The sequence below is a fragment of the Pseudomonas sp. SK2 genome (genome assembly GCF_016772395.1).
GTDB classification, from domain to species: domain Bacteria; phylum Pseudomonadota; class Gammaproteobacteria; order Pseudomonadales; family Pseudomonadaceae; genus Aquipseudomonas; species Aquipseudomonas taiwanensis.
In genome coordinates this window covers 2240421-2257734 of the sequence record NZ_CP061944.1, presented here as the reverse complement: position 1 = coordinate 2257734, position 17314 = coordinate 2240421, and the positions used below count along the sequence as shown (strand labels likewise).

At 64.3% G+C, this 17314-nt stretch carries 12 protein-coding genes; 10 read left to right on the top strand and 2 right to left on the bottom strand.

From position 1 onward, the window contains the following. Positions 1 to 123 precede the first annotated feature (123 nt). From IF103_RS10035 to IF103_RS09995, 9 genes are all read left to right on the top strand, one after another. Positions 124 to 3048, top strand: coding sequence for an aminotransferase (locus IF103_RS10035; protein ID WP_202676072.1), 2925 nt, complete (start codon positions 124 to 126; stop codon positions 3046 to 3048). A 118-nt stretch (positions 3049 to 3166) separates the two neighbouring features. Next, positions 3167 to 4072: a LysR family transcriptional regulator gene (locus IF103_RS10030; RefSeq protein WP_023380150.1), complete on the top strand. Its 906-nt coding sequence runs from the start codon at positions 3167 to 3169 to the stop codon at positions 4070 to 4072. A gap of 135 nt (positions 4073 to 4207) precedes the next feature. Beyond that, positions 4208 to 5119, top strand: coding sequence for a LysR family transcriptional regulator (locus IF103_RS10025; protein ID WP_023380149.1), 912 nt, complete (start codon positions 4208 to 4210; stop codon positions 5117 to 5119). A 173-nt stretch (positions 5120 to 5292) separates the two neighbouring features. Then, entirely contained in the window at positions 5293 to 6747 is a 1455-nt protein-coding gene (locus tag IF103_RS10020; protein WP_041925643.1) for a gamma-aminobutyraldehyde dehydrogenase, read from the top strand. A gap of 50 nt (positions 6748 to 6797) precedes the next feature. Beyond that, the gene (gene ydcS / locus IF103_RS10015) at positions 6798 to 7943 is read left to right on the top strand and encodes a putative ABC transporter substrate-binding protein YdcS (RefSeq protein ID WP_023380147.1); all 1146 of its coding nucleotides are present in this window, start codon (positions 6798 to 6800) and stop codon (positions 7941 to 7943) included. Positions 7944 to 8093: 150 nt separating this feature from the next. Continuing rightward, a complete protein-coding gene (locus tag IF103_RS10010; protein WP_023380146.1) occupies positions 8094 to 9122 on the top strand; it encodes an ABC transporter ATP-binding protein in 1029 nt (342 codons plus the stop codon). A gap of 1 nt (position 9123) precedes the next feature. After that, positions 9124 to 10074, top strand: a complete 951-nt coding sequence (locus IF103_RS10005) for an ABC transporter permease (RefSeq protein ID WP_027907162.1) — start codon at positions 9124 to 9126, stop codon at positions 10072 to 10074. Further along, positions 10064 to 10885 carry an ABC transporter permease gene (locus tag IF103_RS10000; protein ID WP_023380144.1) on the top strand — a complete coding sequence of 274 codons (822 nt, stop codon included), beginning with the start codon at positions 10064 to 10066 and terminating at the stop codon, positions 10883 to 10885. Before IF103_RS10005 ends, IF103_RS10000 begins: the two co-directional genes overlap by 11 nt. A 73-nt stretch (positions 10886 to 10958) precedes the next feature. Further along, positions 10959 to 12383 (top strand): gamma-aminobutyraldehyde dehydrogenase, encoded by a 1425-nt coding sequence (locus IF103_RS09995; RefSeq protein WP_202676071.1) that lies wholly within the window; start codon positions 10959 to 10961, stop codon positions 12381 to 12383. Between the two features lie 65 nt (positions 12384 to 12448). Here the strand turns inward: IF103_RS09995 and adhP are convergent, their stop codons facing one another. Together adhP and IF103_RS09985 are read right to left on the bottom strand one after the other, a co-directional pair. Further along, positions 12449 to 13459 carry an alcohol dehydrogenase AdhP gene (gene adhP / locus IF103_RS09990; protein WP_023380142.1) on the bottom strand — a complete coding sequence of 337 codons (1011 nt, stop codon included), beginning with the start codon at positions 13457 to 13459 and terminating at the stop codon, positions 12449 to 12451. Between the two features lie 82 nt (positions 13460 to 13541). After that, positions 13542 to 15029: a DASS family sodium-coupled anion symporter gene (locus IF103_RS09985; protein WP_202676070.1), complete on the bottom strand. Its 1488-nt coding sequence runs from the start codon at positions 15027 to 15029 to the stop codon at positions 13542 to 13544. Between the two features lie 349 nt (positions 15030 to 15378). Here IF103_RS09985 and mrdA point away from each other — a divergent pair, with 349 nt between their 5' ends. Next, entirely contained in the window at positions 15379 to 17271 is a 1893-nt protein-coding gene (gene mrdA / locus IF103_RS09980; RefSeq protein WP_023380140.1) for a penicillin-binding protein 2, read from the top strand. The last annotated feature ends 43 nt before the right edge of the window (positions 17272 to 17314 follow it).

Genomic DNA, 17314 nt, shown 5'->3' with positions numbered 1-17314 from the left:
AAAAGGAGATGGGCTTTGGCTCCGGGCGCCGTTATCAGAATTTCTGATCACGATTGTCTTTTATCGTCAGCCAACTGAGGCATAGATTCGGCGCCAATAATTGTACGACCCACGGTGGCATCCATGTCCTTCCCGCACGCAACCTCCACCTCGCTCGCTTCGCTGCTCGAACGCTCCAGCCAGTCCAGCCCTTCGCTCAACGAAGACCAGGCCCATGCCTTGCTGCGTGAGCACTATGACCTCGACGGGACGCTACAGGCCCTTGGCAGCCAGCAGGACCTCAACTACCGGGTCGATAGCCCGCAGGGGCGGTATGTGCTCAAGGCCTGCCATGGCACCTACGCCCAGATCGAGCTCGAAGCGCAACACGCGGCACTGGCGTACCTGCGTGACCAGGGATTGCAGGTACCCGCCGTGCGCACGGCACGCAATGGCCGGGCGCTGCTGGCCGTCGAGGTAGGCGGCCAGCCGTTGCGTGCACGCTTGCTCGACTATCTGGACGGGCAACCTCTGACTCGTCTGGCGCACCTGCCCGCCTCGGTCGTTGCCGAATTCGGCGCGCTGTGCGCCCGGGTCGACAAGGCCCTGGCCGGCTTCGACCATCCGGGGCTGGAGCGCACCCTGCAATGGGACCCTCGCCACGCCCTGGCACTGATCGAACACCTGCTCCCCGTGCTGAAGGACCCTGCGCGCCGGGACCAGGTATCGCGCCTGGCACAGCAGGCGGCCAAGCGCCTGGAACCGCTGGTCGAGCACTTGCCGAGCCAAGCCGTGCACCTGGACATCACCGACGACAACGTCGTCTGGGGCCGCGATGCCGAACGTCACTGGCAAGTGCAAGGGGTGATCGACTTCGGCGACCTGCTGCGCACCTGGCGCATCGCCGACCTGTCGGTGACGTGCTCGGCCCTGCTCCACCACGCCGAGGGCGACCCGCTGCGTATCCTGCCGGCGATCAGTGCCTACCAGGCGCTAAACCCACTTCACGACGCCGAGGTACATGCCCTGTGGCCGTTGGTGCAACTGCGTTCGGCGGTACTGGTCCTGAGCAGCGAACAGCAACTGGCGGTCGACCCAGCCAACCAGTACACCCGTGACAACATCGCCCACGAATGGGAAATCTTCGACACCGCCTGTGCCGTGCCCGCCGCACTGATGGAGGCGGCAATCCTGCACGCCGCCGGCAAACCCCAGGCCACCGTGGACTTCGCCGGCTGCCTGCCCCTGATTCCCGCCCTGGCCGGACAGGCCGTGAGCCGGGTCGACCTGGGTGTGCTCAGCCCGCACTGCGAGGCTGGCAACTGGGAGCAGCCCGGTTTCGACCAGCACGTACTGACGGCCCAGCCCGCCCCCGCGTGCAGCCTGCATGGCCAGTTCCGTTTGTCGCAAACCCACATCGACCGCCCTGACGAACCGGCGACCTGCGCCCTGGGCGTAGAGCTCAATCTGCCGAACGGTAGCCTTGTGCAGGCGCCGGAGGCCGGCACCTGGCAGCGTACCGGCGATGGTCGCGGCTGCCTGCGCACCGCCACCTGGACCCTGTGGCTCAGTGGCCTGGAAGATGCCCCCGAGCATGGCCAGGCCTTGGCCAAAGGGCAGGCCTTGGGCAGCAGCTGCGGTTTTCTCAGCGTCCAGCTGTGCCTGGACGAAGGCTTGCAACCGCCATTCTTTGCCGCGCCCTCACAGGCCGCTGCCTGGCTGGCGCTGTGCCCCTCACCGGCAGCCTTGCTGGGCCTGGACTGCGATGCCGAACCGCTGCCCGACCCGCAAGCCCTCCTGGCGCGCCGCGACGCCAGCTTCGCCCGCTCGCAGAAGCACTACTACACCCAGCCGCCCCACATCGAGCGCGGCTGGCGCAACTACCTGATCGACATGCAGGGCCGCTCTTACCTGGACATGCTCAACAACGTCGCAGTGTTGGGCCACGGTCACCCGCGCATGGCCGCCGAGTCGGCGCGCCAGTGGTCGCTGGTCAACACCAACTCGCGCTTCCACTACGCGGCCATCGCCGAGTTCTCCGAACGCCTGCTGGAACTGGCGCCCGAGGGCTTCGACCGGGTGTTCCTGGTCAACAGTGGCACCGAGGCCAACGACCTAGCGATTCGCTTGGCCTGGGCCTATAGCGGCGGACGTGACCTGCTCAGCGTGCTGGAGGCCTACCATGGCTGGTCAGTGGCCACCGATGCCATTTCCACCTCCATCGCCGACAACCCGCAGGCCCTGGAAACCCGACCGGACTGGGTGCACCCGGTGCAGGCGCCGAACACCTTCCGCGGGCGCTACAAGGGCCCGGACAGCGCCGCCGATTACTTGCGCGATGTCGATGCCAAGCTCGCCGACCTCGATGCCCGTGGCCGCCAACTGGCTGGATTCATTTGCGAGCCGGTGTACGGCAATGCCGGCGGCATTTCCTTGCCAGCGGGTTACCTGCAGGCGGCCTACGCCAAGGTCCGTGCTCGCGGTGGCGTGTGCATCGCCGACGAGGTACAGGTGGGTTATGGACGCTTGGGCGAATACTTCTGGGGCTTCGAAGAGCAAGGCGTGGTGCCGGATATCATCACCATGGCCAAGGGTATGGGCAACGGCCAACCCCTGGGCGCGGTCATTACCCGCCGCGAAATCGCCGAGGCACTGGAGGCAGAGGGCTACTTCTTCTCCTCGGCAGGCGGCAGCCCGGTCAGTTGCCGCATCGGCATGGCGGTGCTGGATGTGCTGCATGGCGAAGGACTGCTGGACAATGCGCGGGAGGTCGGGCGTTACTTCAAGGCGCGCCTGCAGGACCTGGTCGACCGCTACCCCTTGGCTGGCGCCGCCCATGGCTCGGGCTTCTACCTGGGGCTGGAGCTGGTGCGCGACCGGCAGACCCTGGAGCCAGCCACCGAAGAAACCACCGCGCTGTGCAACCGCCTGCGCGACCTCGGCATCTTCATGCAGCCGACCGGCGATTACCTGAACATCCTCAAGATCAAACCGCCGATGTGCACCACGCGGGCCAGCGTCGACTACTTCGTCGACAGCATCGAGCGGATCCTGCAGGAAGGCCTGTAGCGGTCCTTCAGCCTTGCCCACCGGTGCGCCCGGTGGGCAAGGCCGATAGTTGTGATAGCGCCCTCTTGTGTTCATAATTTCTATCAATAAAACACAAGCGTCATCAGGTTTCCTGACAATGGCATTCACGAGCGATTCCCTGGCCGTGTTCCTCGCCGTGCTGGACGGCGGTTCATTCTCTGCGGCCGCCCGCAAGCTTGGCCGCGTACCCTCGGCGGTGAGCATGGCCATCGGCCAACTGGAAGCCGAACTGGACTTGGCCCTGTTCGACCGCGCAACCCGCAAGGCCCTGCCCACCAGCGCGGCGCTGGCACTCGAGCCCCAGGCCCGGCAGGTGATCTGCCAACTGAACCTGCTGGATGCCCAGGCCCTGCAATTGCACAAAGGGCTGGAAAAGCGCCTGACCATCGCCATGGCACCCGAACTGCAGACCGGGCGCTGGAGCCAACCACTGGAGATGCTGGCGAACGCGTTTCCCAACCTGGAGATCGAGGTCCGCTCTGCCACGCAATCGGAAGCCATTCGCCTGCTGCATGAGGGCAGCGTGCAACTGGCTCTGGTGTTCGAGCGACCCGGCATCGACGAGCGCGAGTCCTTTCTCGAAGCCGGTAGCCAACTGCTGGTGGCGGTCGCCTCGCCACGTCACCCCGCCGGTCAGCACAGCGGCACACCGCTGCCTGAGGAACAGCTTGCCGAACAGCGGCAGATCATCGTGGCGTCCGGCAACCCTACCGGGTCCGACCCGCGCATGGTGCTGTCCCGGCGCATCTGGCTGACCGACAGCTACCTGGCCACGCTCGACCTGGTGCAATCCGGCCTGGGCTGGGCCTATCTGCCGCAGCCGCTGGTCGAGCCACTGATCGCCTCCGGCGCATTGGCCGAGGTGCGCTTCGACAACATGGCCAGCCGCCTGCGGCTGTGGGTGGATATCATCTGGATCAAGTCCCGACCACTGGGCCTTGGCGCACGCCGTTATCTGGACGCCATGCGCCATTGCTTCGAACGAGAACCGCCCAGGTCCTGATTGCTTGCGTCCAACTGCTTTCTTTCGATTAAAAAGAATGCTCCCATGGGCTTTCGATAAACCACAACGAAAAAGCGCCCTACCCGCCTCGACGACGGGCTTGCGCGCCGATTGATCGAAAGCGGCCCACTACCTATGATGACGCTCCGCCAGATCCGCCATTTCATCGCCGTCGCCGAAACCGGCTCGATTTCCGCTGCCGCCCAGGCAGTGTTCATTTCCCAGTCCACCCTGACCCTGGCCATCCAGCAGCTGGAGGAAGAAATCGGCGTGCGTCTGTTCGACCGCCACGCCAAGGGCATGACCCTCACGCACCAAGGCCACCAGTTCCTGCGCCAGTCGCACCTGATCCTGGCCACGGTGGAAAACGCCAAGCGCAGCCTGCAACAGAGCACCGACCAGGTCACCGGCAGCCTGACCATCGGCGTTACAAGCCTGGTGGCCGGCTATTACCTGGCAGACCTGATCAACCGCTTCCAGCGCGCCTACCCCAACGTGCGCACTCGGGTGGTGGAGGACGAACGTCCCTACATCGAACACTTGCTGGTCAGCGGCGAGATCGACGTTGGCGTGCTGATTCTGTCCAACCTCGAAGACCGTCACGCGTTGCAGACCGAAGTACTCACCCACTCTCCACACCGGCTGTGGCTGCCGCCGCAACATCCATTGCTGGAACGCGACAGCATCGCCCTGGCCGATGTGGCGGGCGAGCCATTGATCCAGCTGAACGCTGACGAAATGGGCCTGCATACCCAGCGCATCTGGTCCCGTGCCGGGCTTGTACCGCAAGTGACCCTGCGCACGGCCTCGGTGGAGGCGGTGCGTAGCTTGGTTGCCGCCGGCCTGGGCTTGTCGATTCAGCCCGACATGACTTACCGCCCATGGTCATTGGAGGGCGACATCATCGAGGCGCGCCCACTGGTGGACCTTGGCGAGCCACTCGACGTCGGCCTGGCCTGGCGCCGTGGCACGGCGCGGCCGACGCTGGTCGACCCATTCCTCACCGTGGCCCGCGAACAGCCCAACGCCAAGCGCCTGTCGATCTGACAGCGTGTAGCATTCGATTTTTTCGAACGACGCTTTCAGTATTAAGCATTTGTCGTCCACTGGCCCGGACTCTAGTCTCTGTTGCCATAGCACAGGGCCAGTTCCGGGCTTCAACCTTGCGGAGCCTGCCTATGCCCCTCGACAACAAGACCGATAAACGACGAGCGTCCAAGATGACTGGTGCCCCCCTGCACACCGCGTTGCTGATCGACGGCCAACTGGTCGCAGGCCAGGGTATTGTCGAACCGATCATCAACCCGGCCAGTGGCCAGACCCTGGTCAGCATCGCCGAAGGTTCGCTGGATCAACTCGAAGCCGCCATCGCGGCCGCCCACCGGGCCTTCCCGGCCTGGTCACGCACCACCCCCGCCCAGCGCGCCAAGGCGCTGCTGGCCATCGCCGAAGCCATCGACCACTGCGCCGACGAACTCGCCCGGCTCGAAGCACTCAACTGCGGCAAACCGCTGCACCTGGCACGCCAGGACGACATCCCCGCCACCGCCGACGTATTCCGCTTCTTCGCCGGCGCCGTGCGTTGCCAGCAAGGCCAATTGTCCGGCGAATACATTCCCGGCCATACCAGCATGGTACGTCGTGACCCGGTCGGCGTGGTGGCCTCCATCGCGCCGTGGAACTACCCGCTGATGATGGCGGCCTGGAAAATCGCTCCGGCCCTGGCGGCCGGCAACACCCTGGTGTTCAAACCGTCCGAACACACCCCGCTGAGTATCCTGGCGCTGGCACCCACCCTGGCGCAGGTCCTGCCACCCGGCGTGCTCAATATCGTCTGCGGCGGTGGCGAAGGCATCGGCAGCCATCTGGTCAGCCACCCGAAGGTGCGCATGGTTTCCCTCACCGGCGATATCGTCACCGGGCAGAAGATCCTGCAGGCTGCCTCGCGCACCCTCAAGCGCACCCATCTGGAGCTTGGCGGCAAGGCCCCAGTGATCGTCTGCAATGACGCCGACCTGGCCGCCGTGGTCGAAGGTGTGCGCACCCATGGCTACTACAACGCCGGCCAGGACTGCACCGCCGCCTGCCGCATCTACGCCCAGGCCGGCATCCACGACCGTCTGGTCGCCGAGCTCGGCGATGCCGTGGCCAGTATTCGCTTCGCCCGCAAGCGCGACGCCGACAACGAGATCGGCCCATTGATCAGCGCCCGCCAGCGCGACCGCGTGGCCAGCTTCGTCGAACGCGCCCTGGGCCAGCCGCATATCGAACGGGTCACCGGCGCTGCCGCGCATTCGGGAGTGGGCTTCTTCTACCAGCCCACCCTGCTCGCCGGCTGCAAGCAGCAGGATGAGATCGTCCAGCGCGAAGTGTTCGGCCCAGTGGTCACGGTGACCCGCTTCGATCAGCTGGAACAGGCGGTGGACTGGGCCAACGACTCGGAATACGGCCTGGCTTCATCGGTGTGGACGCAGAACCTGGACAAGGCGTTCCAGGTCGCCAACCGCTTGCAGTATGGCTGCACCTGGATCAACACCCATTTCATGCTGGCCAGTGAAATGCCCCACGGCGGCCTCAAGCGCTCGGGGTATGGCAAGGACCTGTCCAGTGACTCGCTGCAGGACTACAGCGTGGTTCGCCACATCATGGCGCGCCACGGCCAGCAGCTGGAGTGAACGCGCCTGCCGGCACATCCCAAGCGACAACAACAAGAGGAACTCACCCGATGCGCAAGACCGTACTACTCAGTGCCATCACCACCGCCCTACTGGCCAGCGCCGGCACCCAGGCCGCTGAGGCCTTGAAGGAGGTCGGCGCGGGTGAAGGCCGCCTGGACATCGTCGCCTGGCCCGGTTACATCGAGCGTGGCGAGTCCGACAAGCAGTACGACTGGGTCACCCCATTCGAAAAGGAAACCGGCTGCCAGGTCAACGTCAAGACCGCCGCCACCTCCGACGAGATGGTCAGCCTGATGGCCAAGGGCGGCTATGACCTGGTCACCGCTTCAGGTGATGCTTCGCTGCGGCTGATCTACGGCAAACGCGTGCAGCCGATCGACCCTGCGTTGATTCCCAACTGGAAGAACATCGACCCCAGGCTCAAGGATGCGGCCTGGTACGTGGTCGACGGCAAGACCTACGGCGCCCCCTACCAGTGGGGCCCGAACCTGTTGATGTACAACACCCAGGTGTTCCCCACTCCGCCGGACAGCTGGAAGGTAGTATTCCAAGGCCAGGACCTGGCCGACGGCAAGCCGAACAAGGGCCGCGTGCAGGCCTACGACGGTCCGATCTACGTCGCCGATGCCGCGCTGTACCTCAAGGCCACCCAGCCGCAGTTGGGCATCACCGACCCCTATCAACTCGACGAGAAGCAGTACGCCGCGGTGATCGAACTGCTGCGCAAACAGCGTGAACTGATCCATCGTTACTGGCACGACACCACGGTGCAGATGAGCGACTTCAAGAACGAAGGCGTCGTGGCCTCCAGTGCCTGGCCGTACCAGGCCAACGCACTCAAGGCCGAGGGCCAGCCCATCGCCACCGTTTTCCCCAAGGAAGGCGTTACCGGGTGGGCCGATACCACCATGCTGCATGCCGAGGCCAAACACCCCAACTGCGCCTACAAATGGCTGAGCTGGTCGCTGGAGCCCAAGGTACAGGGTGACGTCGCTGCCTGGTTCGGCTCGGTCCCGGCAGCCCCCGAAGGCTGCAAGGCCAGTGCCTTGCTGGGTGCCGAAGGCTGCGCCAGCAACGGCTACAACCAGTTCGACAAGATCGCGTTCTGGAAAACCCCAGTGGCGGAGGGCGGCAAGTTCGTGCCCTACAGCCGCTGGACCCAGGATTACATCGGGATCATGGGCGGCCGCTGAGCGACGGCTTTCCCGGCGCCTGGCAGCACGCGTCAGTGAGTGCCAGGCGCGCCAGCCCCACACCGAACTACCTGCATAGCGATTTCCCGTCCTTCAGAGCAACGGGCAGGGCCCTGCTACGCCGGATTCCTGCCCCTTGGAGCGTGCACCATGACCACCCCCGCTGTTCAGTTCACCCAGGTTTCCCGCCAATTCGGCGAGGTGAAAGCCGTTGACCGGGTGTCCATCGACATCAAGGACGGCGAGTTCTTCTCCATGCTCGGCCCATCGGGCTCGGGCAAGACCACCTGCCTGCGCCTGATCGCCGGCTTCGAGCAACCCAGCGCAGGCTCGATCCGCATCCACGGTCAGGAAGCCGCCGGTCTGCCGCCCTATCAGCGCGACGTCAACACGGTGTTTCAGGACTACGCGCTGTTCCCGCACATGAGCGTGCTGGAGAACGTCGCCTATGGCCTGAAGGTGAAAGGGGTTGGCAAGGCTGACCGCCTGCAGCGTGCCGAAGAGGCGTTGGCCATGGTGGCCTTGGGGGGTTATGGCCAGCGCAAGCCGGTGCAGCTTTCCGGCGGGCAGCGCCAACGCGTGGCCTTGGCCCGCGCCCTGGTCAACCGCCCACGCGTACTGCTGCTGGACGAACCCCTGGGCGCGCTGGATCTCAAGTTGCGCGAACAGATGCAGAGCGAGCTGAAGAAACTGCAGCGCCAACTGGGCATCACCTTCATCTTCGTGACCCACGACCAGAGCGAAGCGCTGTCGATGTCCGACCGCGTGGCGGTGTTCAACAAAGGCCGCATCGAGCAGGTCGACACCCCTCGCAACCTGTACATGAAGCCGGCCACACCGTTCGTGGCGGAATTCGTCGGCACCTCGAACGTGCTGCGCGGCGACCTCGCCCGCGCCCTGACCGGCAACGCACAGCCGTTTTCCATCCGTCCGGAACACATCCGCTTCGCCGACGGCGAACGCGGCGCCAGCGACATCGAGATCAGCGGCCTGCTGCACGACATCCAGTACCAAGGTGCGGCGACCCGCTACGAAATCCGCCTGGACAACGGTCAGAACCTCTGCCTCAGCCAGGCCAACAGCCAGTGGGCCGACAGCCACCTCCCCCACCAGCCGGGCCAGCAGGTGACCGCTCGCTGGTCGCGCGCGGCCATGGTGGTGCTCAACGAGGGCGCATGACATGGAACTGACCCTCAATGCACCGGCTACGGCGACAGCCAATGGCCCGCTGCGACGCCTGTCGAACCTGCTGTACCGCAAGCCGACCCTGTACCTGTCGCTGCTGCTGGTACCACCGCTGCTGTGGTTCGGCGCAATCTACCTGGGCTCGTTGCTGACCTTGCTGTGGCAGGGTTTCTACACCTTCGACGACTTCACCATGATGGTGACCTCGGACTTTACCTGGTCCAACTTCACCTCGCTGTTCAACCCGGCCAACTTCGACATCATCCAGCGCACGGTGCTGATGGCCGTGGCGGTATCCGTCGCCAGCGGCGCGGTGGCCTTCCCCATCGCCTACTACATGGCACGCTACACCCACGGCAAGACCAAGGCGTTTTTTTACATCGCCGTGATGCTGCCGATGTGGGCCAGCTATATCGTCAAGACCTACGCCTGGACCCTACTGCTGGCCAAGGGCGGCGTGGCGATGTGGTTCATCCAGCACCTGGGCCTGGAACCTGTACTGAACCTGCTGCTGGGCCTGCCGGGGCTGGGGGGCAATACCCTGTCCACCTCCAGCTTCGGGCGCTTCTTGGTGTTCGTGTACATCTGGCTGCCGTTCATGATCCTGCCGATCCAGGCCTCTCTCGAACGCCTGCCGCCTTCGTTGCTGCAAGCCTCGGCCGACCTGGGGGCACACCCGCAGCAGACCTTCTTCCAGGTCATCCTGCCGTTGTCGGTGCCTGGCATCGCCGCCGGTTCGATCTTCACCTTCAGCCTCACCCTGGGCGACTTCATCGTGCCACAACTGGTGGGTCCACCCGGGTTCTTCATCGGCAACATGGTGTACGCCCAGCAAGGCGCGATCGGCAACATGCCGATGGCGGCCGCCTTCACCCTGGTACCGATCGTGCTGATCGCCGTCTACCTGTCCATCGTCAAACGCCTGGGGGCCTTCGATGCACTCTGACTCCTCAACCCACGGCCAGGCTTCCTGGGGGCTGAAAGCCGCCGCCTGGGGCGGACTGGTGTTCCTGCACTTCCCGATCCTGATCATCTTCCTGTACGCCTTCAACACCGAGGACGCCGCCTTCAGCTTCCCGCCCAAGGGCTTCACCCTGCACTGGTTCAGCGTGGCGTTCGCGCGCCAGGACGTACTCGATGCCATCGTGCTGTCGGTAAAGGTCGCCGGCATCGCCACGCTGATCGCCATGGTGCTGGGCACCCTGGCCTCGGTGGCGCTGTACCGGCGCGACTTCTTCGGCAAGGAAGGCATCTCGCTGATGCTGATCCTGCCGATTGCCTTGCCCGGCATCATCACCGGTATCGCCCTGCTGTCGGCGTTCAAGTCACTGGGCATCGAGCCGGGCATGCTGACCATCGTCATCGGCCATGCCACTTTCTGCGTGGTGATCGTCTACAACAACGTCATCGCTCGCCTGCGGCGGACCTCCCAGAGCCTGATCGAAGCCTCGATGGACCTGGGCGCCGATGGCTGGCAGACCTTCCGCCACGTGATCCTGCCCAACCTTGGCTCGGCCTTGCTGGCCGGCGGCATGCTGGCGTTCGCCCTGTCATTCGACGAAATCATCGTCACCACCTTCACCGCCGGCCATGAGCGAACCTTGCCAATCTGGCTGCTGAACCAACTGGGCCGCCCCCGCGACGTCCCCGTAACCAACGTGGTCGCCATGCTGGTGATGCTCGTGACGATGCTGCCGATCCTGGGCGCCTATTACCTGACCAAAGGTGGCGAAGGCGTGGCGGGCAGCGGCAAGTAGCCGCGCCGTGGCACGCGCTTGAACACGACACCGACCGAATGTGCTCTACGCTCCCGAACTGGAGGTTCCACCGATGCAAACCAACCTGTTGATCAACGGCCAACTGGTCGCCGGCAAAGGCGAAACGCTTGCCGTCCTCAATCCGTCACTCGGCACCACTCTGATCGAGATCGCCGAGGCCACGCCTGCCCAGGTCGATGCCGCCGTTCAGGCTGCCGATACGGCCTTCGACAGCTGGTCGCAGACCGCGCCGAAGGACCGCTCGCTCCTGCTGTTGAAGCTGGCCGACGCCATCGATGCCAACGCAGCGGAACTGGCACGCCTGGAATCGAACAACTGCGGCAAGCCCTACAGCGCCGCGCTGAACGACGAACTGCCAGCCGTGGCCGACGTGTTCCGCTTCTTCGCAGGTGCCAGCCGTTGCCTGCAAGGTTCGGCCGCTGGCGAATACCTGCCGGGCCATACCTCGATGATCCGCCGTGACCCGGTGGGCGTGGTTGCGTCGATCGCCCCGTGGAACTACCCACTGATGATGGCGGCCTGGAAACTCGCCCCAGCCCTGGCCGCCGGCAACACCGTGGTACTCAAGCCGTCCGAGCAGACCCCGCTGACTGCCCTGCGCCTGGCTGAGCTGATTGCCGGTATTTTCCCGGCTGGCGTGGTGAACATCGTCTTCGGCCGTGGCCCAAGCGTCGGTGAGCCCCTGACCGCCCACCCGAAAGTGCGCATGGTCTCGTTGACCGGCTCGGTGGCCACCGGCAGCCGCATCATTGCCGGCACCGCTGACACGGTGAAGCGCATGCACATGGAATTGGGCGGCAAGGCCCCGGTGATCATCTTCGACGACGCCGATATCGACGCCGCCGTGGAAGGCATCCGCACCTTCGGCTTCTACAACGCCGGGCAAGACTGCACCGCGGCTTGCCGCATCTATGCACAGAAAGGCATCTACGCCAAGTTCGTGCAGAAGCTCGGCGAAGCCGTTGCCAGCATTCGCTATGGCGAGCAGGACGACCCGGACACCGAATTGGGGCCATTGATCACCCAGCAGCATCTGGAGCGCGTCGCCGGTTTCGTCGAGCGTGCCCGGCAGTTGCCGCACATCGAAGTGGTTACCGGTGGCAAGCGCGCCGAACGTGCAGGCTTCTTCTTCGAACCGACCGTACTGGCCGGCGCCCTTCAGGATGACGAAGTGGTGCGTCGCGAGATCTTCGGCCCGGTGGTATCGGTCACCGAGTTCGACGACGAGGCACAGGCCCTGGCCTGGGCCAACGACTCCGATTATGGCCTGGCCTCCTCGGTGTGGACCGCCGATGTCGGTCGCGCCCACCGACTGGCGGCGCGCCTGCAGTACGGCTGCACCTGGGTCAACACCCACTTCATGCTGGTCAGCGAGATGCCGCATGGCGGCGTGAAGCTGTCCGGCTATGGCAAGGACATGTCGATGTATGGCCTCGAGGACTACACGGCCATCCGTCATGTAATGTTCAAGCACTGACCACGGCTTGAAAAACAAGGCCCCGGCCAGCACCACCCTGCGACCGGGGCCTTGCTTCGACTGCCTTACTGAGTGAAGTCGATCACCATGCGACCAGTGATCTTGCCTTGCTCCATTTCATCGAAGATCTCGTTGATCTCTTCGATGCGGCGCAGGGCGACCTTCGGCACCACTTTGCCTTGCGCGGCGAATTCGAAGGCCTCGTGCAGGTCCTGGCGAGTGCCGACCAGCGAGCCGACCACTTCGATACCGTCCAGTACCAGGCGGGGAATGTTGAGGTCCATGCTGGCGGTCGGCAAACCGACCGCCACCAGTCGCCCGCCCGCGCGCAACGCGTCCACCGCTGAGTTGAACGCCGCCTTCGCCACGGCCGTCACCACGGCCGCATGAGCACCCCCGGTTTTCTCCTGGATGATCTTCGCGGCGTCTTCCTTGAGGGAGTTGATCGTCAGGTCCGCTCCCATTTCCCGTGCGAACGCCAGCTGGTCATCGTTGATGTCCACCGCAATGACCCTGGCATTGAAGACGTTCTTGGCGTACTGAAGGGCCAGGTTGCCCAGGCCGCCGAGGCCGTAGATGGCAATCCACTGTCCGGGGCGAATGTTGGAAATCTTCACTGCCTTGTAGGTGGTGACGCCAGCACAGGTGACGCTGCTTGCAGCAGCGGAGTCCAGCCCATCGGGCACCTTGACCGCGTAATCGGCCACCACGATGCACTCTTCGGCCATGCCACCATCGACGGTGTAGCCGGCGTTCTTCACCTCGCGGCACAGGGTTTCGTTACCGCTGTTGCAGTATTCGCAATGACCACAGCCCTGGTAGAACCAGGCGACACTGGCCCGGTCGCCTATTTTCAGCGAGGTGACACCCGGACCAACTTCCTTGACCACGCCGATGCCCTCATGACCCAGCACGACACCGGTCTTGTCACCGAAATCGGCGTTCTTCACGTGCAGGTCGGTATGGCAGACGCCACAGCACTCCATCGCCAGGAGCGCTTCACCGTGCTTCAACGGTCGCAGGGTTTTCTCGACCACTTCCACACGTTGCCCTTTTGCAACGACAGCAGCTTTCATACTCGCCTCCTTGTATTCCCACATGAGCTTGAGTGATCGCTCGGTCGGCTAGCCAACGAGCGTTGCCGGGCTTGCCGGCGGGTTACATCCAGCCCAGCCACGACCAATAGGTCCCGGCAAAGACCAACAACAGCACATAGCCGATCACACTGACCCAGATGCCAACCCGCGCGAACTGCCTGGGGGTGAAGGTATCGGTGCCCAGGCAGACCATGTTCTGCGGGGCGTTGATCGGCAGAATGAAACCGAAGCTGACGGCAAAACCGAGCAGCATGGTCATGCCTACCCGGCTGAAATCGCCGGGCAGCGTCTGCAGGACTGCAATGAGAATGGGCAGGAATGCCGACGTCAGCGCGGTGGCACTGGCAAAGCCCAGATGAATCAGAATCAGGAATGCACTGAGGATCGCGAACACGCCCAACGAGCCGACCTGGTCCAGCCCGGTGCGCTCGACCACCTGCGCGCCCAGCCACTGCCCTGCTTGGGTGCTGAGCAGGGCAGTACCCAGGCTGATGCCGACGCCGAACACGATCACCGTGCCCCACGGAATGCGCGCCTGCACATTCTTCCAGGTCATCACGCCAAAGCGCGGCAGCAACAGCACCACCAAGCCGACATAGGTGGTGGTCGTGGTATCGAACGGGTGCAGGCGCCCTTCCGTGGCCCAGGCCAGTAACAACAGCAGCGAGACCAGGCCCAGACGCTTCTGCGCGCCAGTCATGGGCCCTAGTTGCGTCAGGCTTTGGTTGACCCCCTCCATGCCGCCCGGCACCTTGTCGCTTTCCGGTGGCAGCAGTTTCAGGACCAGCACCACCAGCACCAGCGACATGATCACCGCCCACGGCGCGCCGGCCATCAGCCAGTCGATCCAAGACACCCGCTGCCCGAGCATCTTGTCCATGAAGCCCACCGTCAGCAGGTTCTGGGCCGCGGCGGTCTGGATCCCGATGTTCCAGATGCTGGTGCCCTGGGCGACGATGATCATGATGCCTGCGGCGATGTTCGAACGTGCCGAAACCCCAAATGCCGCGATCACCCCCATCATGATCGGCACCACGCAGGCGCTGCGCGCGGTGGCGCTGGGCACCACCAGGCTCAACAGCACGATCACCGCCATCGATCCCAGCAGCACACGCTGGGTGCTGGCGCCGACCTTGCTCAGGGTGACCAGGGCGATGCGCTTGTCCAGCCCAGTGTGGGTCATCGCGGCAGCAATGAACAAAGCACCGACCACCAGCGCCAGCGCCGGGTTTGCAAAGCCGCTGAGCGCCATCGATACACCCGCCGACGACCCGTAGGTCACCGCGGGGTCTTGCAACGTGGGCGCAGTGCCCAACAGCACCGCCATGAGCGAGGTGATCATGATGGCGCTGGCTTCATAGGACACCGCTTCGGTGACCCAGACGATGACCGCGAACAACAGAATCGCCAGCATCCGCTGCCCGGCCACTGGCAGGGTGGCCGGCAGAGGCAGCAGCAAGACCACCACCAGTGCGATCACAGCGGCAACCAATCCGACGGGGAAACGGATGGCTTGCGGGGGCGTCTGCTGCAGGGGATGGTCCGTCATCGCGCTCTCACGGGCAGGGTTGGAAAAGCCAGTCTAGACAGTACTTGGCTGCAAAACCCTGTTGCAGGTCAGTAACCGTCGCAAAAACTGTTTTTTATGCCCGTCAGTCGCATGAACGAATCTTCATGTTGGCCATGAAGGCACTGACACCGGGGGCGAGCGGCATATCCAGGCCCGTGCGGTGCATCCGGTACCTTGAGGCTCCCGGCGACCTTGCGTAGCATCGCCCGCCCATCGCGGGGCAGGTCGGCGCTGGCAGGGACACCGCTCGTCAGCGGCTGCGCCGAACCTGTCCAAGCCTGCCTGCCCCGCGATCTTGCGTATTGCCCGAGACCCGACAGCCGAGCCCATGCCCCAGCCCATACCCCTGAAGGACCACGAAAAGGAAAAGCACCTGGTCAACCGTCGGCTGCTGGCCTGCGCCGCCCTGGTCTGCAGCCTGGTGGCCGTGCTGGTGGGACGGCTGTATGTGCTGCAGGTGGTACAGCACGACCAGCAGACCGCTGTTTCGGAAAACAACCGTGTGCATGTGCTACCCATCGCCCCCGAGCGCGGACTGATCTACGACCGCAATGGCGTGGTGCTGGCCGACAACAAGCCCAGCTTCGACCTGACCATGACCCGTGAACGGGCCGGCGATACGGCCAAGGTTCTCGATACCCTGGCCCAGGTCCTGAGCCTGTCCGAAGATGATCGCAAGCAGTTCGACAAGGACCTTCGTCGAGGCCGCAAGCCTTTCGAACCGGTGACCCTGATGGTGGGGTTGAGCGAGGAGCAGATCGCCCTGGTGGCGGTCAACCAATTCCGCCTGCCGGGCCTTGAGGTCGAGCCACAGTTCATCCGCGAATACCCCCTGGCCGAGCACTTCGCCCATTCGGTGGGCTATGTCGGGCGCATCAACGAAAAGGAAGCCAAGACCCTCGACAGCACTGAATACCGGGGCACCCAGTCGATCGGCAAGACGGGTATCGAGCACTTCTACGAAAGCCAGCTGCATGGCCACGTCGGGTACGAAGAGGTCGAAACCAATGCCCAGGGCCGTGTGATGCGAGTGCTCAATCACCAGGACCCGATTCCCGGCAAGGACATCGTCCTGAGCCTCGATGCGCACCTACAGTTGGCTGCGGAGAAGGCCCTGGGCGACCGACGTGGCGCCGTGGTAGTGCTGGACCCGGCCAATGGCGACGTGCTGGCGATGGTCAGCAACCCCAGCTTCGACCCTAACCTGTTCGTCAAGGGCATCAGTTTCAAGCAATACGCAGCCCTGCGCGACTCGATCGACCGCCCGCTGTTCAACCGCGTGCTGCGCGGTCTCTACGCGCCGGGCTCGACGGTCAAGCCGGAAGTCGCCATCGCCGGTCTCGACAGTGGTGTGATCACCCCCGGCAGCCGAGTGTTCGACCCCGGCTACTACGAGTTGCCCAACTACGATCACAAGTACCGCAACTGGAACCACAGCGGCGATGGCTGGGTGGACATGTACACCGCCATCATGCGTTCCAACGACACCTACTTCTACGACTTGGCACACAAACTCGGCATCGACCGGCTGCACGACTACATGAGTGAGTTCGGCCTGGGTCAGAAGGTGTCGCTGGACATGTTCGAGGAAGCGGCCGGCCTGATGCCGTCGCAGCAATGGAAACGTGCGACTCGCCGCCAGGCCTGGTTCCCCGGCGAGACATTGATTCTCGGGATTGGCCAGGGCTACATGCAGGTCACACCGCTGCAACTGGCCCAGGCCACCAGCCTGCTGGCCAGTAAAGGTGTATGGCACCGTCCGCACCTGGCCATGACCGTGGGCGGTGAAGCACCGGTGGACCCGAACCCGATGCCGAACATCGTGCTGCACGACCGCCATGCCTGGGACCAGGTGAACCAGGGCATGCAGATGGTCATGCACGACCCACGAGGTATCGCCCGCGCGGCGGCGGCTGGGGCGCAGTACCGGATTGCAGGCAAGAGCGGCACCGCGCAGGTGGTGGCGATCAAGCAAGGCGAGCGCTACAACCGTGACAAAACCCTGGAACGCCACCGCGACAACGCCCTGTTCGTCGGCTTCGCTCCGGCTGACCATCCAAGCGTGGTGGTGGCGGTAATGATCGAGAACGGCGAGGCCGGAGGCCGGGTGGCGGGGCCCGTGGTGCGCGAAGTGATGGATGCGTACCTGCTGGATGACCAGGGGCATTTGAAGCCGCAGTATGCCGGGACGCCGGTGGCCAAACAGGTCCCTCATACCTGACTACCCGGGGCAACCATCGACCTGAACGCCTGTACCGCCTTTC